The following is a 23926-nucleotide window of genomic DNA, read 5'->3' on the forward strand; positions in this document are numbered from 1 at the left end:
TTTTACATTAATACACGGTCATGCGCCAATCGAAGCGGCCTTCCCGGATTTTTATCGTATCTCCCGGGCAGGAAGGATTAATCAAATCCATTTCAAACGTACCTGAAATAATGCCCTGTTCAGGTAAAAACGTTTCAATACTAACCTGATGAACTAATGTGGTATCATAATAATATCTAGAACAGTTATAATTACCTAAATAATCAGTAAGTCCCTTTGTTGACAAGTGATTTACCCTCATATTATATACCCCATCAGAAGTTAAACTATCTAATAATAATTTAATCGATTCAAACCTGTTTTCATCTTCTACTCTTCTTGAGGCAACTAATTGAAAATATTTTGTTTGAGAATCATAATAACCATCTAAAGACACTCCTCCTCCAACTTTATAAGATCTGTAAGCTACCCACACTTCGCCATTCACCAAACAGCCAAAGGTGTTTTTTCCTTCGTGGGTTAAAGACGGTAATACATTTGGGTTAGAGGAATCAGGATCTGCAACCTCTTTTTTGCATCCCACTCCACACAACATCACACCCCCTACTATCAGGAATATCATTTTTCTACAGATCGTATGTACGTATGGGTATTTCATAGGAGGTACATGGGTAGTACAGCTAATATAGAGAAAAGTATTTAATTGCGCTTATTATTTCTCTATTTTTTTACAAAAAAGTATAAAAACATTCTTACTGTATACTCCATTACAGTTGTTATTCCGTCGTCTTTTTGAATACAATCCGGAGCATAGAACTTCCCGTTCGTTAATTAAAAATTACCATACTCCAGTCAAACCGCCCCTGTCGTATCCGCAACGTATCCTCCGGACAGGCAGAGTTGATGAGATCCATATTAAAAATGCCGGATATCACCCCCTCCGCATGCGAAAACTTTGTAATCAACACGTTGTGTACCAATGTCGTATCCACATAGTACATTGAACAGGAATAATTGCCCGCATAATCGGTAAATCCTCTTGTCACCAGATGCGTAGCGGCCATATCATATCCCCCTGCCGATGTCAGATTCTGTATTCCGAAACGAATGGTCTCAAATTTATTCTGATCATCCAGGTCTCTGGTAGCTGTAATATAAAATCCGCGGGTTGAAAGATTATAGGTTCCTTCCAGGGCAATTGGTCCACCAATCGTAAAGGAAGTATAGGCTACCCATTTTTCACCATTTACCAGACAGCCAAAGGTATTCTTTCCTTCACTTGTCAGTTCGGGTAACTCCTCCTGGGAGCTTGCCTCGTCCTTCGAACAGGAAGTCATTATCACTCCCAGAACAAAGAGCATCAGTAGAATCAATCCATACTGATGCAGGATTACTTTTTGATTTGTTTTCATCGTGTAACTGTTCAGTTGGTGCGAACAAGTTACTAATAAAATAAGAATCAGACAAAAGGTTGTGTAAACAAAGGGATTGTCATATCCCAAATTACAACTACCTAGTAATAGAAATAAACGCGTATCGCTTCAGTTTTCAAACGCTGCCGGATCCATTTCCTGATCTGGTTTTTCTCTTCAGCTGTATACTCTTCCGAATACGAATGAAACACGACCAGTGCCAGTTGTTCCGAATTGCGAAGTGAATCGGTAAACTTGGTTGCTTCCGAGTAGATACAAACGTCTGTTTTCGGATAAATTGTTTTTATTTCAGCCAACAATTCTTTCCCGATATCGTTCCGGGTTTTTAATACGTTAATCTCTGCGTCTTTCTCTTTGAGTTTTTCGTTTTGCGAGATCATCTCTGCTTTGAGACGTTCCACCTGCAGCACCGAAGGATCTCCTTTATCAAAAGCCACCCCCTGCTCAACCAGTATACTGGAACGATCAAGTCCGAAATCAGCGGCTTTCATGCGAATCTTTAGCTTTTGTTCGTCTGTCAGTGCATTACCTCCATATACCAGTGTAACTTCTCTCCGGTCTCCGTCCACCACATTTTTGATCAGAAAGTTTCCTTCAAATACAAGAACATTATTTACAAATTTGGTCGCATTATCAATAAACTTTTCCTTTTGTACCAGTCCGTATCCGAAATAGATACTGGGGATAATAGTTACCACAATCACCACTGAAATCCAACGGTTCACCACCGATTTTCTGTTCGTATCTACCAACGTACGAATTGGGAATTTCAAAATCTGTGAAACTACCATCGCTGAGATTGCGATGAATACAGTGTTAATCGTAAAGAGATAAAAAGCACCGAAAAAGTAATAAAACTGTCCCGTAGCCAGTCCGTAACCCGCTGTACAAAGCGGTGGCATCAGGGCGGTAGCAATCGCCACTCCGGGAATCACATTTCCCTTTTGTTTACTACTGATGGCTACAATACCTGCCAAACCTCCAAAAAGGGCAATGAGCACATCATAAATTGTAGGACTTGTACGTGCTAATAATTCCGAATGTGCTGTTGAAATAGGCGTGATGGCAAAATACACTGTACTCGCCACCAAACTGGCACCTACCGCAAACCCAAAATTTTTAATGGCTTTCCGGAACAAAGGAAAGTTGTACGTCGCAATACTATATCCCATCCCGTTGATAGGTCCCATCAGCGGAGAGATAAGCATGGCTCCGATAATCACTGCCGTTGAATTCATATTCAGACCGACAGAAGCCACGATTATGGCAAAAACAAGAATCCAGAGGTTGGTTCCTTTAAAGATGATGTCTTTTTCAATATTCTTGTGAATAATCTCAAAATCATCTACGTCTCCGTCTAGTTTGAGGTATTCAAGTATCTGCTTAATATTTGCCATAGTATATAAGGATGCGACTACGAAAATAAAATAATTTTTGGTTTCCGCTTTCATCCAAAAGAAAAAGCTGCCCTAAAGCAGCTTTCCCTTGTATTACGTATTTGTAATTTCTTTTTATCCTCCGAAGTCATCAAAACGAACGTTCTCGTCAGGAACACCCCAATCCGAACACATTTTAACAACTGCGTTGTTCATCATCGGAGGTCCGCAGAAATAGAATTCTATATCTTCCGGTGCTTCGTGTTTTGTCAGATACTGATCAATCACAACCTGGTGAATGAATCCAACAAATCCGTCTCCTTCCGCTTCTGTACTTTCTTTCACTTTCCAGTTATCTTCCGGAAGTGGCTCTGACAATGCGATGTAGAACTTAAAGTTCGGGAAATCGCGCTCCAGTGCACGGAAATGCTCAATGTAGAATAGTTCTCGTTTCGAACGACCACCGTACCAATAGGTTACTTTTCGTCCTGTTTTCACAGTACGGAACAAGTGGTACAAGTGCGAACGCATAGGTGCCATACCAGCTCCACCACCGATGTAAAGCATTTCAGCATCTGACTCGTTGATGAAGAATTCACCGTAAGGTCCTGATACGATTACTTTATCACCTGGTTTTGTCGCAAAAATATACGAAGAGGCAACTCCCGGATTCACGTTCATCCATCCGTTACGTGCGCGATCCCATGGTGGAGTAGCCACACGAACATTCAGCATGACACGACGTCCTTCTGCCGGGTACGAAGCCATTGAGTAGGCACGCACGACATCCTCATCATTTTTCATAACCAGCGGCCAAAGGTTGAAGTTATCCCACTCTTTTTTGAATTTCTCAGGTTCTCCCGGATGTTCTTCAGGGTGTGCTGTAATATCAATTGAAGAGTAAGGTACTTCACAAGCCGGGATACGAATCTGGATATATCCACCCGGTTTGTAATCCATATCTTCGGGAATCTCAACGATAAACTCTTTAATGAAAGATGCCACGTTGTAATTGGAAACAACTGTTGCTTCCCATTCTTTAACTCCCAATACTTCTTCTTCAACATGGATTTCCATGTCTTCTTTTACCTTCACCTGACATCCCAAACGCCAGTTATCAGCAATTTGCTTACGTGAAAAGTGTGGTTCTTCCGTAGGAAGGATGTTTCCTCCTCCTGAAAGTACCTGACAAGTACACTGAATACAGGTTCCACCTCCACCACACGCGGATGGAAGGAAAATTCCCTGGCTACCTAATGTACCTAACAACGTTCCTCCTCCGTCTACTTCCAGAGTACGCTCGCCGTTAATTGTAATTTTAATTTTTCCTGACGGTGAAAGTTTAGCCTTTGCGAAAAGAAGTACGCTTACTAACAAGAGTACTACGATCAAAAAGACTGCTACCGTTATTCCTACTGTTAATCCCATTATTAATTCCGTTGTACTGTTAATATTCGATTCCCATAAAACTCATGAAGGCAATTCCCATCAACCCTGTCAGGATGAAAGTAATTCCCAATCCTCTTAGCGGTGCAGGAACATGAGAGTATTTGATTTTCTCACGAATTGCAGCAATAGCAACAATTGCTATAAACCACCCAATTCCTGACCCCAGACCGAACGCTGTAGCGTCTGTAATTGTCGAATACTGACGATCCTGCATAAACAGGGCACCTCCAAGAATCGAACAGTTTACAGCGATCAGCGGAAGGAAGATCCCTAATGCACCGTAAAGTGCTGGGGCAAACTTCTCAACGATCATTTCTACCAATTGTACCATTGAAGCAATTACCGCAATGAACATGATAAATGAAAGGAAGGATAAATCAACTGTACTGGAACCATTCACTCCCCACTCAGGGTTAATCCATTCCAATGCACCTTCTTTCAGGATATAATTCTCTAGTAAATAGTTAATCGGAACTGTAATTCCCAATACGAAAATAACAGCTGCACCAAGACCTACTGCCGTTTTTACTGTTTTCGAGACAGCCAGGTAAGAACACATTCCAAGGAAATATGCGAAAATCATATTTTCCGAGAAAATGGCTTTTACAAAAATATCTAATGTACTTTCCATATTACTTTTTCTTTAACGAAGTCTAGTGCTCCTCGATTAATGATTTGTTTCGTGAACGTTGAATCCAAATGATTACTCCCACAACGATCAGTGCCATAGGAGGCAAAATCATCATGTTGTTGTTTACATAACCAATTGAATACAATCCATTTCCTTCTATGTAGTCTCCAAAAATAGGCAAACCAAAAAGAGTTCCTGATCCAAACAGCTCTCTGACAACTGCAACTACAACCAGAATCCATGCATATCCAAGTCCGTTACCAAAGGCGTCCATCAAAGAAGGCCAGGGTTTATTTGCCATTGCAAATGCTTCAAAACGTCCCATGATAATACAGTTGGTAATGATCAATCCGACAAAAACGGATAACTTCTCCGAAACATCCGGAAGGAAAGCTTTCAATACCTCGTTTACAATAATTACCAGCGATGCTACAACCACCAACTGCACGATAATACGTACACGTGAGGGAATCAGGTTTCGAAGCAAAGAAATAACCATATTTCCTAACCCCAATACAAACAGTACGGAAGCAGACATTACTACCGCCTGTTCAACCTGTACTGTAATCGCCAAGGCCGAACAAATTCCCAATACCTGAATTGTAATCGGGTTGTTATCCGAAAGTGGCTCTGTTACCAGTTTTCTATTCTTTTTCGAAAAAAGCGGTTCTTTCGGCGCTTTGATCTTTTCTGCTACTTCACTCATAATCCGGCTTATTTAACAGTTTTAAAATAGTTTATGTAAATCCCCATTGTACGGTTCATCATCTCTTCTACTCCTTTAGAAGTAATAGTACCACCTGTGATTCCATCTACTTTCTGAGGATTTGCTCCTGAACCATCCTTTACAACAACGATTGGTGTAAAGTTTAATGAGGCATCGGCAATTGTTTCATTCAACCAACGATCCGTAAAGAATTTCTGCTTGATTTCAGCTCCCAATCCCGGAGTTTCAGACTTGTGATCGTAGCTTACACCGTAGATAGTTCGCATATCATCTTTCAAGGCTACATATCCCCAGATGGGTCCCCAAAGACCTTTTCCTACAACCGGAATGATCAAAAGTTTCTCCCCTTCTTTCTCTGCGAAGTAAAGCGGGTACTTCTTCATCTCTTCCGTAAGTGTCTTATCTCTGTGTTGTTTTTTCACATCGACATCAAATGCTACTTCTCCATCCAGTGCTTCTCCGTCCTTATTGATAACAAGACTGGAAGTAATGTATTTATCGTAAACATCATCTGCATTCTTTCGTGTACTTTCGACCTGAATAGCAGCAAGAATATCCATTTTCTTCTTAACCACGTTATTCATCGTCTGCTTTTCCTTCAACCCCATAGAGATCGAAGCCAGAATAGTTCCCACTACAGCTACAAGCGCAATGGTAAAACCAAAAATATATCCGTTACTTTCTTTATTCATTGCCATGACTATGCTGTTTTAAGACGTTTTAAACGACGGTTAATATTCACTTGCACAACGTAGTGATCAATAAGAGGAGCCATAACGTTCATAAACAGAATCGCCAACATTACTCCTTCAGGATATGCCGGGTTCAATACACGAATCATTACTGCAAGCATACCTCCGAAAACTCCGTACCAGATTTTCCCTGTTGCTGTTTGAGCAGCTGTAACAGGATCTGTAGCCATGAAAATTGCTCCGAAAGCAAATCCACCTACCAATAAATGCATATATGCAGGAATCTGCATGTACTCATTCCCTAATCCGGGACCAATCAGATTGAACAGGTATCCCATTCCTAAACCACCAAGAGCAAACGAAAGCATAACTCGTAAGCTTCCTACTCCTGTAGCGATCAAAATAACAGCACCTATTAAACAAGCAATCACAGATGTCTCACCGATAGATCCAGGGATAATTCCGATAAAGGAATCCATAGCTGAGAATTTGTCCATCAAACCGGTGGCACCATCCACGGTGGGCGAGTCGGACACCAGCGATGCAGCATCTCCAAGGAAAGTCGCTCCTGAGAATCCGTCAGCTTCCTGACCACCCATCCATACTTTATCTCCTGACATAGACGTCGGGTAAGCAAAGAAAAGGAACGCACGGGCAGTCAATGCCACATTCAGAATATTCATTCCTGTTCCTCCAAATACTTCTTTCCCGATCACTACCGCAAAAATAGTTGCTACAGCTACCATCCATAGTGGAACCTCCACCGGCATAACCAATGGAATAAGCATTCCTGACACAAGGAATCCTTCGTGAATCGGGTGACCTTTAATGGTACAGAATATAAACTCCACACCCAGTCCGACAGCGTAAGAAACTACTACCATCGGAAGTACTTTGATCAATCCGTACAGTAATTTTGCTCCGAAATCATTCAGATAGGGTAAATCCATATTACCGGATTCTGCCACCATGTGCCAGTGTCCTGTATTATACATTCCGAATAACAATGCAGGTACAAGGGCCATAACAACGATAAACATTGTTCGCTTCAAATCTACTCCGTCACGAATATGCGCTCCACGTTTTGTGGTTGTAGCCGGAGTAAAAAGGAAAGTCGCAAGACCATCATACACGTAATGAAGCTTCTCTAGCTTTCCGCCTTTCGCGAAAATCGGCTCCATACTTTTAACTTTCTTTTCCAGAAATTTCACTTTCTACGTCTTTTTAGTTCAACAATTATTTTAGAGACATTCTTTTTTGATCAGATCCAATCCTTTTCGAATCTCCTCCTGAATTTCAATTTTCGATGTACAAACATATTCGCACAACGCAAAGTCTTCAGGAGCCACTTCATAAATACCCAGACTTTCCATCAGATCAATATCATTCGTCATAGACGCTTTGATCAACTGCATCGGGTAAATATCAAACGGGAATACTTTTTCCATTTCTCCTGTTACAACAAACCCTCTTTCCTCTCCATTTGTATTCGTATCCAAACGGAACTTCTTGTTCGGAGTAAGGAAAGTAGGGAAAAGACGAGAATTTGAAAACTTGTCAAATCCAAGCCCCAGCCATCCTTTTGTCAGGAAGAATTTCATTTCATTTCCTTCAGGAATAACTGTTATCTGATTATCATAGAAACCAATGAATCCATCCTGTCCTATGTTTTCACCTGTAAGTACATTACCGGAAATAATTCGGTTCTCACCGTCATTCAATCCGCCGTCCACGATACTTTTTACAGTAGCACCGCTTATCACACGGTAATATTTGGGAGTTTTCACTTCTGAACCGGTCAAAGCAACCAGTTTAGTAAGATCAAACTTACCTTCGGCAAAATAACGTCCGATGATCATCACATCCTGTGGATTGATCACCCAAACAAATTCGTTTTTGTTGATCGGGTCAACATGGTGTATTTGTGTCCCTACATTTCCTACAGGGTGCTTACCAACAAATTTATCCTGCACAACGCCTTTAGCACCTGTAAACGCCTCGTCATGACGTGTACTTCCATTCATTCCCAAATGAACTTTTCCTTTTGTCAGTTTGGAAATAACATCAAGCCCTTTTTGGAAGTACTCCGACTGACCATGCAGTACAAAGTCATAATCCGGGGCAAGTGGTGCCGAATCGAAAGCGGATATAAAGATCGCTTTCGGATCGTTATCCGGGTTAGCTACAATGTCCAGAGGACGCTGTTTAATCATCGGCCACAATCCTGAGCTCAGAATCACGCTTTTCACTTCTTCGGAAGACATAGAAGCGGGGTCCATTGAACGTCCCTCTTCGTATTGCATTTCCGAATCAGCTTTGATTCTTACTTCCAGAATTCTTCGTTTTTCACCACGAACCACTTCAGTAACCTCACCACTAACCGGAGAAGCATACTTAATCTGCTCGTTGTACTTATCGAAGAAAATCACTGTACCGGCCTTTACCTTTTCACCGGGTTTAACAACCATCTTTGGAGTCATACCGTGAAAATCGGATGGTTTCACAGCATAGAAATCAGAAATTGGCGCATTAGCTGTCACCTTCTCAGCCTCGCCTACTAATCTGATATCCAAACCTTTCTTTAGTCTAATAGTCTTGGACATGCGAATTACCTATTAAAATTCGAAAGGCAAATTTATAAAATTGTTTCGTTTAGGGCTCGGATTATGTGACTTAGAGTACATCAAATATTAATTTAGAATAATTCTAAATTATATGCTTTCATTTTCAGTTCGGCACGTCCTGTAAAAAAACAAAATAACCTTCGATACATTCCCTTATTTGTACGATAAATCCCATCTCTTCTTTCTATTTAGAACACAGCGTTTTTCACGAACATCTATCCGGTTTGTCTACTGCTTTTCCCCAACCTGTTTTGATCTTTTTTTTGTTAACAGGCAAACTAAGTATGAAGTTTTAACGTTATATTAGTTGCACCACCATCTATAAAGCGAAAAAATGAAATTACATACAGCCATTACAGAAGGAGTCAAGATAAGTGTTCAGCCGCAGTTCCGTCCTGACTTCTCAAAAGTAAACGAATCCGTATACTATTTTCATTACCGGATTTCTATCGAAAACAGGAATAATTTCCCGGTTAAGCTTCTGAAGCGATGCTGGCATATTTATGATTCTCTTAATCCTTTCCGGATTGTAGAAGGCGACGGAGTGATCGGGAATCAACCTGAATTACAACCTGGAGAAGTTTACCATTATACTTCGGGATGTGATCTGAATTCCGAAATGGGATATATGGAAGGGTATTATACGTTTGAAAATATGCTTACCAAAGAAACATTTAAAGTGAATGTACCGCAGTTTCACCTTGTTTTTCCCGGCAAGTATAATTAGTCCTATTCTTCTCCTTTCAAGAAAAACAAAACGTTTTTCTCAAGTACAGAAGCAGACAAAAGATCTTTTGCACTGTTGTTTATCATCTCGTGTGAGAAATCTTTCAGTTGTAGTACTCCCTGTTCCAGTTTTTGAACGATTTCTCCGTTTCTTTCCCAGGTTTCTCTATCTGTAATGAGATAATCTCCTTCTACACTATCTTCCCTTGAAATAACCCGACCCTTTTTACAAAAAACAACACCGGAACTCATCTCAACCTTCTTCTCCTCTGTGTTATAAAAAAACCAGGCTACTCCGCATCTATCAATAAGCGATTGCTCCATCAATACCTCATCTATATTATCAGGATCTGCAAGTCGTAAACTGTTTTTTTGCAGGAACCGAAGAAAAAGCAACGAAGTCAATTCATCCTGTTCTCCCATCCAACAAAACACCCGATCCGGGCTAATACGAAGCTGCCTTGTAATCGCCAGTCTTTCATCCCCTAATGCATAGAGTCGGGTATCTGAGAACCGTTCAACCGGATCATTTGCGAATAATAAATCATATTTTCTGGCTGCCTCTTTTTTGATTCCGGCAAGAGATTCTTCAAATGTCTTTGTCAGCTGCTCCTGCCTGTTCATCAGTATCTGTTTATTTCTCTCTGCGGATTTCTTTTCATTGATCAACCGAACGAGTAAAACAATGATAATAATTGTTAAAGCCGCAATCGAAAACAGAATCAACCATTTGTTGCGTACTTCTGCACTGAAATACCGTTCTTCGCTTTTCTGGGAATGCCTGAGGAAAGCTTTATCTTTTTTGTTTTCCGACATCATCCGGTCGAACTCCAGCGCAGCGATATCTTCTTGTGTGGCTGATAAAAATTGTTGTTCCTTTAAGTCAACATATTCTTCATAATAATCTAATGCCTTATCAAATCCCTTCCGCTGTTTTTCCACTTCGGTAAGAGCCATTAAAGCATCTGCCTTAGAACTGTACGAGTCTGCCTCAACACCAACATCATATGATTTATGGTAATACACTGAAGCACTGTCTAACATTCCCTGAAAAAAGAACCAGTCTCCCAGGTTATAATAGCTTTCGGCTATATGAAGAAGATTTCCTATTTCAAGACGACTCTTGAGGGCTTTCTGAAAATAGGCTTTGGACAACTCTTCTTTCTCCTGAAAAAAATAACTGATGGCTAAATTGTTGTAACTATGGGCTACATTTCGTTTATCTCCATTCGTCATAGAAATAACCAGCGCCTCATTAAAGTAATAATCTGCTAACTCAAAATCCCCTATTCCCTGGTAGTATCCTCCTAACACGTTATAGGCGTTCGCCAGTTCAGTGGTACGATCCAACTCCCGAACTTCTTTGATGTAATCCAGAATCAATGCTTCTCCTTTCAGTGTATCTTTGATCTGAATATAACTTCTTCCCAGATTCAATTTTGCAAGATTCGACATCCAGATGTCCTCCAGCTCACTCCCCTCATTCATTGATTTAAGGTACCAACTGATCGCCTCGCGCACTTCTCCTCTCCGAAAATGAACATTACCAATACCGTTATACGCATCTACCAGATCTTTCTGTGACTCATGTTTTTCGTAGTATTTCCGGGCACGGTGCAGATTTTCCAACGCCAATTTATGATTTCCTCTTTCGCTATGATAGTCGGCAATGTAAAAATAGGCTATCATTTCGGCAGGTTCGTCTCCTTCTTTCACAGCCCGTTCCAGCAACTCTTTACTTAACAGAAATAATCGCTCTGGTTCATTTTTCGCATAATGTGCCAACAGTTTTTCATACGCTTCCACGTTGATGAGATCCTTACGTTCAATCTCAGCGTATAAACTATCCTTATTGATTCTCGGCTGTCCCAGGACAGGTAAAACACTAAAGAAAAGAATCAGTTGAAAAATAAAGATTCTAGTTGAGTACATGCAGTTACTTCGTTTCTTCAAACGTACGATTTTTTTTCAAAACAGGTATTTGTGCTTTTCAGATTCCTCCCCCTCACCTTTCTCTTCCTGTTCTGCAACTGCGGGGAGTATTCTGTGACAAAAGTAACTTGTTTATTCAATGATTACGCTTATTTTTGTGAAAAAACAGAATTATGGCAAACGGAATATTTAATGTACCTGTCGCGAAAAACGAGCCGGTTAAGTCCTATGCTCCGGGAAGTCCGGAAAGAGAAGAATTACTGGCCGTTTATAACGAGATGTACAACCAGGAACCTATTCACGTTCCTATGTATATTGGTGGAGAAGAGATCAGTACAGATAATAAGAAGAAACTAAGTCCTCCTCATGAACATGCTAAAGTATTGGGGCACGCCAGTATTGGTGACGCTTCTCACGTTGAAATGGCTATTGATGCTGCAATGAAAGCCAGAGAAGCATGGGCTAATCTGCCATGGGAAGAACGTGCTGCTATTTTCCTGAAAGCTGCAGATCTTCTGGCAGGACCTTTCCGTGCAAAGATGAATGCTGCAACCATGCTTGCTCAGTCAAAAAATGTTTTCCAGACTGAAATTGATGCGGTCTGTGAGTTGGTTGACTTTTTCCGATTCAACGTACAGTATATGACGCAAATATACCGTGAGCAACCGGAATCATTACCCGGAACATGGAACCGTCTTGAGTATCGTCCATTGGAAGGTTTTGTTTTCGCAATTACTCCTTTTAACTTTACTTCTATAGCCGCTAACCTTTCTGCAGCTCCGGCTATGATGGGGAATGTTGTGGTATGGAAACCTGCCGAATCACAAATTTATTCGGCAAAAGTAATCATGGATATCTTCAAGGCTGCCGGTCTTCCTGATGGTGTGATCAATATGGTAACCACCAGAGGTAGTGTTGCGGGAGAGGTTGTTTTCAACCACCGTGACTTCGGAGGTCTTCACTTTACGGGATCTACTTCTGTCTTCCAAAGTCTATGGAAAACCATTGGATCAAATGTTCATAAATACCGTTCGTATCCACGAATCGTTGGAGAAACGGGTGGAAAAGACTTTGTTGTTGCCCACAAATCATCGAATGCAAAAGAGGTTGCTACAGCCCTTTCAAGAGGAGCGTTTGAGTTCCAGGGACAAAAATGTTCTGCTGCTTCACGGGCATACATTCCGAACAACATTTGGGGAGATGTGAAAGAATACTTGCTTGCTGACCTGAAATCATTCAAAATGGGAGCTCCGTCAGATACTTCCAACTTTATCAACGCAGTTATTGACGAGAAAGCTTTTGACAGTATTTCGTCTTACATTGATTACGTTAAAGACCAGCCGGATGCCGAAATTATTGCAGGAGGGAACTACGATAAATCAAAAGGGTACTTTATTGAACCTACTGTAATTCTGACAAGCAATCCGAAATTCAGAACCATGTGCGAAGAAATCTTTGGTCCTGTATTGACGATTTATGTATACGAAGCGGATCAATTTGAAGAAACACTTCGTCTGGTAGACGGAACTTCTGATTACGCACTTACGGGAGCTATTTTCTCGAATGATCGTTATGCCACAAATCTGGCTGTGAAGTTACTTGAAAACTCAGCAGGAAACTTCTACATTAATGATAAGCCAACAGGTGCAGTTGTAGGACAACAACCATTTGGTGGTGCCCGCGGTTCGGGAACGAACGATAAAGCCGGTGCCTCACTGAATCTGTTACGTTGGGTTTCTGCCCGAACAATTAAGGAAACTTTTGTTCCACCAACAGACTATCGCTATCCTTTCTTAGGATAATTGCAGATATAATATACAGGAAAGCGGATATGGAAACATGTCCGCTTTTTCTGTCTTCACACTTTTCTGTGAATAACATCTGATTCCCTGCCGTATCGAACACAATCTATTTTACTTACTTTTGGTGTATGCAGATCAAGAAATACATACGTCCGTTTCGCAACAAATACCTTTTGGTAGGTACTTTATTTGTTGTTTACGTTGTTTTTCTGGATGATGTCGATGTGTTTATGCTCTATTCCAAACATAGGAAATTGCAACAACTGGAAGCAGAAAAAGAAGAAATGCAGTCCAAACTGGAAGAAGTTGCTGATATGCAATCTATTCTTAATGACCACGACGCATTGGAACGCTTTGCCCGTGAAGAACGGTTATTCCGCAAACCCAATGAAGATATTTACGTAATTTCGGAAGAGTAGACATTCCTCTATTCTACAACGAATAAGGATCCATCAGGTTTCCCCCTCCTCTATTTCCCTCCTTTCGTTCAGGGTTCATTTGCCCCGGATTAATCTGTGTTGCAATTTCATTTGATATAATAATTTGTCCGTCTTCTTGTCCGTCTAAGCGGTAACGCAATTTTGTTTCGAACTCCCCAGTATATACGGGTTGTACAAACTCCCAATATTCATTTTTATCCAACGTGATTGTATGATAACTATTTCCACAAAAACTGGAAGGAAGATACGTAATCGGTTTCCAATTACCGTATTCATCCACCACCTCTGTTATAATAGATAACCGGCTATCCTGCACCCAAAAAACGGCTTTCTTGTTCGTTGTATTTACAAGGTATAACTTATATCCTACTAGATCCGTATCTCCGTATTTAACAGGTTGTTCTTCTGCAACTAAATATAATTTACCCTTTGTGAATCTACCATTTGTCTTCAATGGTCTGTTCGGTGAATGCCATTCTCCGTTTGATGGTTGTTCATTTTTCTCACTACTAAAAGCGTAACACTCTCCTTGTAATTGATAATCAATGTCGAGACTATCAAAATCTGAAACATCGATAGCTTCTCCCGGAGAGACGATACCCTCTCCAGTAGTCGACGACCCTGTCGAATCCTTACATGCTACCAATGTAAAAAGGGAAAGAAACAATATTCCCGTCACGATCTTACTTTTCTTTTTCATTGTATTACCTCCTAATTTATCACAACAGCTCCCATACTGTTGTTATTTTATTCTGTTATATTCTTCAAGGATTTGTATACCTGCGGGTTCACTTCTCATAATTCTTGTTCGTTCTTCTTTACTTTTCATCCAACGATACAACCAGGAGAATCCCCATTTTCCAAAATAAAACGTTTCCTGTTCATAAACGGGATCTGAAAGCGCTTCGTCCAGAGAGATAAACGTGTACCCTCTCGCTTTCAATCTACTAAAAAGCAATGAAAAGAAATCAGCATTTAACCGGTTATCATGGCATAAATAGATTTGGTTAATTATCCGTCCATACTGCTCTCCGGCAAGGGAGTCATAAAAGTCAAACAACCGAACAGTTTCGCTCACATAAAGTTGTCCGATCCTTTCTGCAGCAATCGTATCATTTTGACGAAGATAATATTCATAGACGGCATCGTACATCCAATCAGCACTTTCAACGGTATAGGGAGCGAGCTTATACCCGGTACTATCCAGATATTGTTTCAACCGGATCTGTGCCACAGAATCCTTCCCCAGATCATTGAATGGAAAACGAAAATACGAAAGCGTTTTACCATATTCTCTGGTAATTGATTTTGACCATTCTCCTCCTTTTTCAATATCCTTTATAAAATCCGTGTAATCGGTTTCCGAATAACGCAAATGAGAATAGGTATGGTTTCCGGCTGTTACATACTCCTTGCCAATCCAGTCCTCTAAAGGCTTTTCATCCACAGTATCTTTTTCAATGACCAGCTTTTCCTCATTACTAAAAATCGCCACAGGAATTTCTAAAGAATCCAGCTTTCGTAAGAGTTCTGTTTTTCCGGTTTCACGATACAATTTTGTGTTGGGAACATCATCAATCGTGATGGAAACTTTACGCTCTGGTAATGATTTTAACCTTTCGTCCAACCAGGTTATAATTGCTGTATTCAGTACTTTCTTGTCCCCATGAAAAAAATGATCTGCATCAAAAACATCCAGTTTGTAATCGTAGTATAAGGAATCTAATTGTTTCGCCAGATTTAATGTCCCTGAGTAATTAACCCTGGAGTCCTGTTTTCCGCAAATTAAATAAAGACTACTCTTACTACATAATTTTTCAGGCCAATTCTTTACCGATCGTGTCCGAAAAAATGTATCTCTACACAATTGGTATTCTGGAATTTGCGAAAAAACAGTTGTTTCCAATCCGGGCATACCGGCTAAATCCGTGATTCCATTTACGACAATACCTGTAGTGATTTCGTGACTTTCTTTTAGTGCCAGATAGGTCATCATGCCTCCTCTGAACCAACCCAGCATTCCTGTTTTTTCCGGGATAACATTCTCCAACTTCTTTCCGATCCTGATCAGGTTCAGAACATCGTTAAGTTCCTGTCCTCCATACGCATCTTCATCCCTGTAGTCCGAAGCCATCACAATGTAACCGCTATATGCTATTTCAGCAGCAAATCGTATCAGAGTCATCAACGTAAGTCTGCCATAATTCCGGTAGCCGTCTCTGTTGAATATTACTAAAGGATATGTTCCTTCCTCACGGGGTTCAATCATAAAACCCTTTACGCGAGCTGAATCACTTTTGTATACGATAAAGGAAAAGTTCAATTCGTTTAAGTAAGCGAACTCAGGAAGTAACTGTTCTTCTTTTGAAATGCGTGGCCAGACATCTGTCTCTTCCAGATTTACAGGAAGTTTAGAGATCAACTCTCCGTTTGTCTGTGCGTTTCCCGTACAATGACAAAACAACAACAAAAACACAGCTAGGAATAGCTTCATCCTCTAAAGATAAACAATTTGAAACAGGCTTAATCGATCAGAAACCGTTACTTATTTTTCGGCAGACCAATAAGGTAAAACAATCCTCCTCCTTTTCTGATCATACCAATATCCCAATTATATTGATTAGTAGGATCGACTTCACTGACCATTTCCTGCATTTCTTTTACGGAATACGTACGGAAACTGGAAACAACGCCATCCCAAAGTACACAAAGAGGTACAACCGGAATGAGATAGGTAAAGAGAATTCGTCCCCATTTAAACGGGCGAATGAAAGGAGTTGTAAACAAAACACTTAATGGAGAAAAAAGCATCGCCAACACACTGGGCACATTTCGTCCCTGTGCCTCAAATACAGCTATACAACTGTTACTTTCCACTGCATTCGCTAAAATCTGCCTGGCATCATCCGGTTTGAAGTGATGGAAAGACAAAAACTGAGTTCTGAATCCGTTTAAGTGATCCGGGACTTTACGGGCATCAACCGGATAATCAACAGAGTAAAAATTATCAGCTACCTTTTTTGTTTGTTCAAATGCAGAAAGATTTGGATAGTAATCTGTAAGCGTGATCTTCAAATCAGGAATTTCTTTCTTTAGTTCCTCATTTAACCAAAGTAATCCTCCTCCCCCTCCGGAAGCAAGATCCAACACCTCATTTTCCCCACTTTTTCTGATCTTTTCTGCCAGTAACGGAATAATCGGTTTATAAACTTTTGCCTTATTAGACAAAAACTGCAGGAAATCCGTCATATAGTCCCGTAAAAACCCGGGAAACCATTCCTGGTCTTCAAATTCAAAAAGATGGATTCTCCTCATTATTCCTGTTTTACTTGTGTTATCCTATTCTTGTACCATTTTTCACGCTTCTTTCCGGTTGAAGTAAAGTCACCTCTTTATTCTCTCCTACTCCACCAAGTATAAGGCATTCGCTCATAATATTTGCAATCTGCTTTTTGGGGAAATTAACCACAGCGACAACTTGTCGTCCTATCAATTCTTCAGGAGTATAGAGCTTAGTAATTTGTGCAGATGTTTTTCGCTCTCCCAGCTCTCCAAAGTCAACAACTATCTTATATGCCGGATTTCGAACTTCTTTAAATTCTTCTGCTGCAATAATTGTTCCCACTCTCATTTCAACTTTCATAAAGTCATCCCACGTCAATTTTCCTTCTTCCTTTTCCATAACTGTAAGTCTGTATTTTGTAACGAAAATAAGCATTAAAACCCAGACCATAAATTTCATCACCTGCGACTTTTCTTTCTTACAAAAAACTTCTCAAAATTTAACGCTTTTTTTATTTGAAACAACATCAATTTCACATAGAAACACCCTGCTGTTTGCTGTAAAATGAATACTTTTGCCTCCTGTCAAATTATTGTATGATTCGTAAAGCTTCCTTTCTTCTCTTTCTGATACTGATCCAGATTTCACTGGCAAAAGCAGACACCATAGATTCCCTGATTAATAAAGCATTCTTACAACTAGCCACTGCTCCGGATTCTGCTTTTCAGTCCATTGAGAGTTTTCGGAATCAGATCCAATCGTATGACCAACACGATCAAAAAAAATTCTATCAGAAAGCGGCTTCTTTTTACTCACAAATCGGAGCTTTTGACAGAGAAGCGGACCATTTGCAAAATGAGATCCTTCTTCATTCAGACTCTCCGGATTCTGCTTTTCAGACGATGGTTTTTCTGGGAATGGCTTATCTGAACTCAGGGCGCACCGACCTCGCAAGAAATTGTTTCCGATGGTCAGAAAAATATTTTTTCGCTACCTCAGACCTTGAAAAGATTGTCAGTGCCTACAGTGGACTGGCTTCTGTGTATACGGTTTCCGGAAGAAGTATCGATGCTATTGATTATTATTTCAAAGCCATTCAACTACTCGAACAGACCGAAAACTATCTCACACTAGCCAAAACCTATTCTAACCTCTCTATTTTGTACGTTTCGTTGGGAGAAAAACAAAAAGCTCTCGACGTACGAAAAAAGGCCTACAATTTTGCCGTTTTATCGGGTGATCCAGAAGAAATCCATTTTGAAGAGTTGAATTTAGGAGGGTCTTACAATAGTTTGGATCAGGCGGACTCTGCTCTGTTTTATTTAAAAAAATCAGAAGTCTATTTTGAAGAACATTTTAATGCTCAAATACTAAATGCCATTTATAACGAAATAGGCTCATCTTATTCGAAAACAGGTAAAAATGATGAAGCTGAAGAATATTACCTGAAATCAATCCAACTTCTGAAAACCGGAGGATTTGATTTCGCGCTTCCCGGTACAATGGGGAACTATGGGCTTGTTCTTCACGCAAAGAAAGAATTTAGCAAAGGGATTAGTGTTTGCCGTGAGGCACTGCCTATTGCCAAAAGAATTCAATACCCTGAGGTAGAGATGGTCGTGTGTAACTGCCTCTACAAAAACTATAAAGCTATCCATCAGGCAGATAGTGCATTGTTTTATTACGAACACACACTCCTTTTAAAAGACAGTCTCGATAATGCGGAATTACAAAAGGCTTCTTTACGAAAAGAACTAGAAAAAGAGTACACGCTGGAAAAAGAAGGTATTATTTCTTCTGCTGCCAGAGAACTGGATGAAGTAGTCAGTTTACGAAATGTATTACTGATCGGAAGTTCTATTTTACTGATCGCTTTACTGATACTATTTATTTCTTTCTATCAAAAGAAAAAAGCTGTAACTTTTGTAAAACGGGAGAAAGAATACCTTGACAATCTTATTCATAATCTTGTACACGAGTTCAGAACTCCTCTTACACTGATTAAAGGACCTGCTGAAGAGTTATTAAAAACTGATCGTTCCAATGCTTTTTTACAGCTCATTAACAAAAACGGTGAGCACATGTTACACCTTGTTAACCAGGTGCTGGATTTTTCCCGTATAAAAGCAGGAAAAATGAGTCTGTCGCCCGAACCAACTGACTTACCTCTTTTTATAACTGGTATTAAGGACATGTTTACTCCATTGGCGGCTGGCAAAAACATCAGGCTGACCTATACAAACCGTATGGAACAAACGGTTGTCTCTCTGGATAGCGACAAACTTCTCAAAATTCTGTCGAACCTGGTAAGTAATGCCATTAAATACTCAACGGAGAATACTTCCGTTTCGATCACCTCTTCGCTTGAGGAAGGACAAATTGTAATTACTGTTGCAGACACAGGTATAGGAATCCCTCTGCGTGAACAGGAAAATATTTTCAAAAAATACTACCAGATCGATTCAACAACTACGCGTAAAGAAACCGGAACCGGAATAGGACTTGCCTTTGTAAAAGAATTAGTACAGCTTATGAAAGGTAAAATCGAGCTCAACAGTGTCCTTAAACAGGGAACGACAGTAAAGGTATATTTCCCTTATGAACCTGTCAACCTTAGCTCAACCGTTAGTAATTCTTCTGATTCCCTAAAACCTGTTCAGCAAAATCCTGCCATTACTTCTGAATCCAATGAAGAAAAACCAAAAGTATTGATCATTGAAGACAATCCGGATTTACGTTTATTCCTTCAGTTGCTTCTCGAAAAAGAAGGGTACGAACTCTATACAGCCACTGATGGAGAAGATGGAATAGAACAAGCAATTGCACTGATTCCTGACGTTATTATCTCGGATGTAATGATGCCTAGAAAAGATGGATTGGAAGTTCTTAAAGTACTGAAAAATGATCCGGTAACAGAACATGTTCCTATAATTATGTTGACCGCCAAATCTTCTTTTGACAGTATGATCAGCGGGCTTCAGTCGGGGGCTGATGATTATATTGCAAAACCTTTTCAATCGGAAGAATTGGTATTACGTGTAGCGAATCAGATCAGGTTACAGTTGAAGCTACAACAAAGATTTCAATCTTCTGATCGTGTCGAAAAAGAAAGTGCTCCCAAACACAACCTGATTCTAAAAATAGAAACACTAATTCGTGAAGAGGAAGGCGTACATCTAAGCGTTGAAGATGTTGCCGACCGATGTGCAATTAGTCGTTCTCAACTTCATAGAAAGATCAAACAGCTGACCGGTCTGTCCACGACAGCTTTGCTCACAAAAACACGTCTGGATCTATCTGTATCAGATCTTACACAAACCGATCTTAGCATCTCCGAAATCAGCTACAAATATGGGTATTCGGACCCGGCTAATTTCTCGAGGTTATTCAAAAAGCAATTCAATCAGTCTCCCAGTGAATACAGGAATTCAAAGGGTTAGGAAATTCTGCAACATATAAACAGGAATACGCAACATACCTACATCCCCTCCTGTCGTATACCTACTAGGTTTGCAGTATAAAATTATACACTGATGAAAACACTGAATTTATTCATGACCTTTTTGATGTCAAACATCTTTTTTTTACATGCACAAACACAGGGAAACGCATTACATTTTGATGCTTCAAATGGTTATGTATCTGCCAACCTTCCTTCTCTTTTCAATTCAATCTCTTCTAATGATTTTACAGTAGAATTGTGGTTAAAACCTGAATCATCCTCTACAGCCAAGCGCCCGTTCTCCGCGCAGCTTGATGCCAATAACATGATTTCTATTCTTGTCAATTCATCAAATGTTCCTTACATTTTCCTCCGTGTTAACGGAACCTATTACAGCGCCAATACTATGACACAAATCCCAACAGAAGAGTGGTCTCACATAGCCACTACCTGGGATGCCAGTGAAAGAGTCATCACCTGTTATATAAACGGTGAATTGGTAAACACTATTCACGGAGGAAGTTCTTCGCTGGGAAATAATAACCTAATGACAATCGGAAGTAGAACCGATGGAAACCATATTTTCAAAGGAATGATCGATGAATTACGCATTTGGAATCGAATTCGTAGTCAATGTGAAATTGTCGGATCAATGAATACGGTATTTACAGTAGCACAGACAGATCTTATTGCATCATACAGCTTTAATTCCGGTGTTGCAGGAGGTGATAATACCGGAATTACACAATTGGTTGAGTTAACCGGAAATTTCAACGGAACACTCACTAATTTCAGTCTTACCGGAACAACATCTAACTGGGTTACTTCAGGTGCGGGAACAATGACCGAAAATAAAAATGACGGAATCAGACATACTATCGATACCCAATTCTCATGTGAACCTTACACCTGGAGTGATGACATCGTCTATTCTGAGTCTAATAATGAAGCAACTTTCTCATATACAGATGCTGTAGGATGTCCTGCTATTAATTACCTTGACCTTACTGTCAATGCTCCCACTTATGGTACGGATCAGGTAAGTGCCTGCGAATCTTTTACATGGATTGACGGGATTACGTATTCAGAAAGTACAAACGCTGCCGTTCACACAATTGCAAATGGTTCTGTAAATGGTTGCGATTCAATCGTGACTCTTAATCTGACCATTAACCAAAATGGTACTTATACGGATATCGTTAACGCCTGTAATTCTTACACCTGGTTAGACGGAATTACCTACACAGAAGACAATCAAACAGCTACTTACATCATTGAGAATGGTTCTGTAAACGGTTGTGACTCGATTATAACACTGAATCTTTCGGTGTCTGCAATTGATCTCTCTGTATCAACGGAAGGACTTACAATGACAGCGAACGAGGAAAATGCTACTTACCAGTGGATTAATTGTAGTGACGAACTACCTATTGATGGTGCTACCGATCAATCGTTAACCGTTACAGAAAACGGGAGCTATGCAGTAATTGTAACAACACAAGACTGTATGGATACGTCGGAATGTATGGTTATAAATAGTGTGGGATTACCTGAAAACAATACCAGTAACTTTGTTTTATATCCCAACCCTAATAACGGGGAATTTACCATTCATTTTACCACTATCCCTGAAAACAAAACGGTACATATTTTTAATACTCTCGGAGAACGTGTGTGGGAAACTACAGTAACCAATCAAACCGAGAAATTTCAATTATCTCTCCCCAAAGGTTTTTACTTCCTGAACTCAGGAACATCTGTTACTTCATTTTCAATTCAATAACAACCAACATTTTCAAATGAAACATTTTTTTTCAATTATCATTTTATTTGTTCTGAGTACAAATGCAACCTCGCAAGTCATTTTCAGTGAAGACTTTAATCAAATCCCCGGAGCCACGGAAGGTGGTCCGGGAACTTATTCCTTTCCTCCCGGGTGGACGTTACGCAACGTTGATAACCAAACCCCTGATGCCAGTCTTAGTTATTTTTCCAACAATTCATGGATAAGACGGGAAGATCATAAGTTTAACGTATCCGATTCAGTTGCTTTCAGTACCTCCTGGTATTCACCTACAGGCACTTCCGATGACTGGATGTGGACACCCCTCATCGGAACTATGCCGGCAAATGCTAAATTGACCTGGGATGCGGTCGCTTATGACCCTGACTTTGCCGATGGATACGAGGTATATGTAATGACTCAAAGTTCTGCACCAGCTGGACCAACAGGAGGACCCGGTAATATTGGGAATCAAATTACTTCTTCCACTCTGGTTTTCTCTACTGCCAGTGAAAATACTACCTGGACCTCACATACGGTGAATCTTTCTTCTTTTGCAGGAGAAAATATCTGGATTGCTTTCCGTAACAATTCCACTGATAAATTTTTACTGGCAATTGATAATGTCATTGTAGAGGAGATAGCTTCCTTTGATGCTGCAGTAACAGCTATTTCACCTCTATCCGAATACACAATGGTTCCTCTTCCTCAGGTAACTTCTTTTCCCTTACAGGCTGATATAGCAAACAATGGTTCCTCCTCACTCACAAACGTTACACTTCACGTAGATGTGTATAATTCTTCCGATGCACAGGTATTTTCTTTTACAAGTCTGCCCACATCCGTTTCAGGAAATACAACTACCTCTTTGACAACCACGACCTCATTTATTCCGGATGTTGCTGACACTTTCAACCTCATCTACTATGTAACCGTGGACGAAACCGATCTTTTCAGCCAAAATGACTCCCTGGCTACATCAATTATCATCTCAGATAGTACCTACGCAAGGGACAATAGTATTACAGATGGTCAGATCGGTATTTCGGCAAATATCAGTAGCGGATATCTGGGACAAATGTTCCATCTCGACGCCAGTGACACGATTACTTCTATAACGATGGGATTCAATGGAGGGTATGCTGATGAAACCATAGCTGCGGTTATTTTTGATATGGCAGGAGGTACTCCAAACCAAATTATGGGAGGAACAGATACCCTGACCTACACCACCCTCGACCCTGCGTCGTATACGCTTCCCATTTCAGGACGTCTCATCCTGCCTCCCGGAGATTATCTGGTTGCTGCTGTAGAGTTCGACTCTCTACTTAAATTAAACCGTTCAAACGAGTTGTTTACTCCCGGAACGGTTTGGGTTTCCTGGCCGGGACAATCCTGGGCAAACATCGAGTCTCTCAATACGAACTTTAATTTTTCATTGCATATACGTCCCAACTTCGGAACACTTCCGCCCTGCCCAGCAACGGAAGTTATTGTATCTGTTTCTGCAAACGGAGAATCTGCGTCATCTGAAAATATCGCTGACTCTTATCAATGGATCAATTGTGATAATATGACATTGGTTGAAGGTGCTGTTACTGCTTCTTTTACTGCATCTGAATCCGGAAATTATGCACTCATGACCA

At 40.3% G+C, this 23926-nt stretch carries 20 protein-coding genes; 6 read left to right on the top strand and 14 right to left on the bottom strand.

Annotated elements, in window-relative coordinates; translation table 11 throughout:
- Positions 1–7: 7 nt before the first annotated feature.
- From ABDZ97_RS06890 to ABDZ97_RS06930, 9 genes are all read right to left on the bottom strand, one after another.
- Positions 8–562 (bottom strand): Riean_0653 family protein, encoded by a 555-nt coding sequence (locus ABDZ97_RS06890; RefSeq protein ID WP_343785874.1) that lies wholly within the window; start codon positions 560–562, stop codon positions 8–10.
- Between the two features lie 205 nt (positions 563–767).
- On the bottom strand, positions 768–1352 hold the full coding sequence (locus ABDZ97_RS06895; RefSeq protein ID WP_343785876.1) for a Riean_0653 family protein: 585 nt from the start codon (positions 1350–1352) through the stop codon (positions 768–770).
- A 101-nt stretch (positions 1353–1453) separates the two neighbouring features.
- Complete coding sequence (locus tag ABDZ97_RS06900) at positions 1454–2770, bottom strand: DUF389 domain-containing protein (RefSeq protein ID WP_343785878.1); 1317 nt, start codon at positions 2768–2770, stop codon at positions 1454–1456.
- 114 nt (positions 2771–2884) lie between these two features.
- On the bottom strand, positions 2885–4177 hold the full coding sequence (nqrF, locus tag ABDZ97_RS06905) for an NADH:ubiquinone reductase (Na(+)-transporting) subunit F (protein WP_343785880.1): 1293 nt from the start codon (positions 4175–4177) through the stop codon (positions 2885–2887).
- Positions 4178–4196: 19 nt separating this feature from the next.
- Positions 4197–4829: an NADH:ubiquinone reductase (Na(+)-transporting) subunit E gene (gene nqrE / locus ABDZ97_RS06910; RefSeq protein ID WP_343785882.1), complete on the bottom strand. Its 633-nt coding sequence runs from the start codon at positions 4827–4829 to the stop codon at positions 4197–4199.
- A gap of 22 nt (positions 4830–4851) precedes the next feature.
- Positions 4852–5535, bottom strand: coding sequence for an NADH:ubiquinone reductase (Na(+)-transporting) subunit D (locus ABDZ97_RS06915; protein WP_343785884.1), 684 nt, complete (start codon positions 5533–5535; stop codon positions 4852–4854).
- An 8-nt stretch (positions 5536–5543) separates the two neighbouring features.
- Positions 5544–6254: an NADH:ubiquinone reductase (Na(+)-transporting) subunit C gene (gene nqrC, locus ABDZ97_RS06920; protein ID WP_343785886.1), complete on the bottom strand. Its 711-nt coding sequence runs from the start codon at positions 6252–6254 to the stop codon at positions 5544–5546.
- Positions 6255–6256: 2 nt separating this feature from the next.
- Complete coding sequence (locus ABDZ97_RS06925) at positions 6257–7459, bottom strand: NADH:ubiquinone reductase (Na(+)-transporting) subunit B (RefSeq protein ID WP_343785888.1); 1203 nt, start codon at positions 7457–7459, stop codon at positions 6257–6259.
- A 30-nt stretch (positions 7460–7489) separates the two neighbouring features.
- Positions 7490–8851, bottom strand: coding sequence for a Na(+)-translocating NADH-quinone reductase subunit A (locus ABDZ97_RS06930; protein ID WP_343785890.1), 1362 nt, complete (start codon positions 8849–8851; stop codon positions 7490–7492).
- 355 nt (positions 8852–9206) lie between these two features.
- On the opposite strand from ABDZ97_RS06930, the gene apaG reads away from it, so the two are divergent.
- A complete protein-coding gene (gene apaG, locus ABDZ97_RS06935) occupies positions 9207–9599 on the top strand; it encodes a Co2+/Mg2+ efflux protein ApaG (protein ID WP_343785892.1) in 393 nt (130 codons plus the stop codon).
- A 2-nt stretch (positions 9600–9601) separates the two neighbouring features.
- Here apaG and ABDZ97_RS06940 read toward each other — a convergent pair whose 3' ends face one another.
- A complete protein-coding gene (locus ABDZ97_RS06940; protein ID WP_343785894.1) occupies positions 9602–11530 on the bottom strand; it encodes a tetratricopeptide repeat protein in 1929 nt (642 codons plus the stop codon).
- Between the two features lie 173 nt (positions 11531–11703).
- On the opposite strand from ABDZ97_RS06940, the gene pruA reads away from it, so the two are divergent.
- Complete coding sequence (pruA, locus tag ABDZ97_RS06945; RefSeq protein WP_343785896.1) at positions 11704–13332, top strand: L-glutamate gamma-semialdehyde dehydrogenase; 1629 nt, start codon at positions 11704–11706, stop codon at positions 13330–13332.
- A 128-nt stretch (positions 13333–13460) separates the two neighbouring features.
- On the top strand, positions 13461–13751 hold the full coding sequence (locus ABDZ97_RS06950; RefSeq protein ID WP_343785898.1) for an FtsB family cell division protein: 291 nt from the start codon (positions 13461–13463) through the stop codon (positions 13749–13751).
- A 13-nt stretch (positions 13752–13764) separates the two neighbouring features.
- On the opposite strand, the gene ABDZ97_RS06955 is transcribed toward ABDZ97_RS06950, so the two are convergent.
- The 4 genes from ABDZ97_RS06955 to ABDZ97_RS06970 are packed head-to-tail and all read right to left on the bottom strand — an operon-like array spanning position 13765 to position 17454.
- Complete coding sequence (locus ABDZ97_RS06955) at positions 13765–14472, bottom strand: hypothetical protein (protein WP_343785900.1); 708 nt, start codon at positions 14470–14472, stop codon at positions 13765–13767.
- A gap of 42 nt (positions 14473–14514) precedes the next feature.
- A complete protein-coding gene (locus ABDZ97_RS06960; RefSeq protein WP_343785902.1) occupies positions 14515–16266 on the bottom strand; it encodes a prolyl oligopeptidase family serine peptidase in 1752 nt (583 codons plus the stop codon).
- A gap of 47 nt (positions 16267–16313) precedes the next feature.
- Entirely contained in the window at positions 16314–17087 is a 774-nt protein-coding gene (locus ABDZ97_RS06965) for a hypothetical protein (RefSeq protein WP_343785904.1), read from the bottom strand.
- Positions 17088–17106: 19 nt separating this feature from the next.
- Positions 17107–17454, bottom strand: a complete 348-nt coding sequence (locus tag ABDZ97_RS06970; RefSeq protein WP_343785906.1) for a tRNA-binding protein — start codon at positions 17452–17454, stop codon at positions 17107–17109.
- Between the two features lie 197 nt (positions 17455–17651).
- Between ABDZ97_RS06970 and ABDZ97_RS06975 the strand changes: the two genes are divergently transcribed.
- The 3 genes from ABDZ97_RS06975 to ABDZ97_RS06985 all read left to right on the top strand — a co-directional run.
- A complete protein-coding gene (locus ABDZ97_RS06975) occupies positions 17652–20495 on the top strand; it encodes a hybrid sensor histidine kinase/response regulator transcription factor (protein ID WP_343785909.1) in 2844 nt (947 codons plus the stop codon).
- Positions 20496–20588: 93 nt separating this feature from the next.
- Positions 20589–22280, top strand: a complete 1692-nt coding sequence (locus tag ABDZ97_RS06980; protein ID WP_343785911.1) for a LamG-like jellyroll fold domain-containing protein — start codon at positions 20589–20591, stop codon at positions 22278–22280.
- A gap of 16 nt (positions 22281–22296) precedes the next feature.
- Positions 22297–23926, top strand: a 1630-nt coding sequence (locus tag ABDZ97_RS06985; protein WP_343785913.1) for a choice-of-anchor J domain-containing protein, incomplete at its 3' end; no start/stop codon positions are given.

It is taken from the genome of Wandonia haliotis (assembly GCF_039523435.1).
Classification (GTDB): domain Bacteria; phylum Bacteroidota; class Bacteroidia; order Flavobacteriales_D; family Crocinitomicaceae; genus Wandonia; species Wandonia haliotis.

Coding starts and splice junctions, on each gene's coding strand:
- ABDZ97_RS06890 (WP_343785874.1), bottom strand. CDS start 562: ATGATATTCCTGATAGTAGGGGGTGTGATGTTGTGTGGAGTGGGATGC.
- ABDZ97_RS06895 (WP_343785876.1), bottom strand. CDS start 1,352: ATGAAAACAAATCAAAAAGTAATCCTGCATCAGTATGGATTGATTCTA.
- ABDZ97_RS06900 (WP_343785878.1), bottom strand. CDS start 2,770: ATGGCAAATATTAAGCAGATACTTGAATACCTCAAACTAGACGGAGAC.
- nqrF (WP_343785880.1), bottom strand. CDS start 4,177: ATGGGATTAACAGTAGGAATAACGGTAGCAGTCTTTTTGATCGTAGTA.
- nqrE (WP_343785882.1), bottom strand. CDS start 4,829: ATGGAAAGTACATTAGATATTTTTGTAAAAGCCATTTTCTCGGAAAAT.
- ABDZ97_RS06915 (WP_343785884.1), bottom strand. CDS start 5,535: ATGAGTGAAGTAGCAGAAAAGATCAAAGCGCCGAAAGAACCGCTTTTT.
- nqrC (WP_343785886.1), bottom strand. CDS start 6,254: ATGGCAATGAATAAAGAAAGTAACGGATATATTTTTGGTTTTACCATT.
- ABDZ97_RS06930 (WP_343785890.1), bottom strand. CDS start 8,851: ATGTCCAAGACTATTAGACTAAAGAAAGGTTTGGATATCAGATTAGTA.
- apaG (WP_343785892.1), top strand. CDS start 9,207: ATGAAATTACATACAGCCATTACAGAAGGAGTCAAGATAAGTGTTCAG.
- ABDZ97_RS06940 (WP_343785894.1), bottom strand. CDS start 11,530: ATGTACTCAACTAGAATCTTTATTTTTCAACTGATTCTTTTCTTTAGT.
- pruA (WP_343785896.1), top strand. CDS start 11,704: ATGGCAAACGGAATATTTAATGTACCTGTCGCGAAAAACGAGCCGGTT.
- ABDZ97_RS06950 (WP_343785898.1), top strand. CDS start 13,461: ATGCAGATCAAGAAATACATACGTCCGTTTCGCAACAAATACCTTTTG.
- ABDZ97_RS06955 (WP_343785900.1), bottom strand. CDS start 14,472: ATGAAAAAGAAAAGTAAGATCGTGACGGGAATATTGTTTCTTTCCCTT.
- ABDZ97_RS06960 (WP_343785902.1), bottom strand. CDS start 16,266: ATGAAGCTATTCCTAGCTGTGTTTTTGTTGTTGTTTTGTCATTGTACG.
- ABDZ97_RS06965 (WP_343785904.1), bottom strand. CDS start 17,087: ATGAGGAGAATCCATCTTTTTGAATTTGAAGACCAGGAATGGTTTCCC.
- ABDZ97_RS06970 (WP_343785906.1), bottom strand. CDS start 17,454: ATGGAAAAGGAAGAAGGAAAATTGACGTGGGATGACTTTATGAAAGTT.
- ABDZ97_RS06975 (WP_343785909.1), top strand. CDS start 17,652: ATGATTCGTAAAGCTTCCTTTCTTCTCTTTCTGATACTGATCCAGATT.
- ABDZ97_RS06980 (WP_343785911.1), top strand. CDS start 20,589: ATGAAAACACTGAATTTATTCATGACCTTTTTGATGTCAAACATCTTT.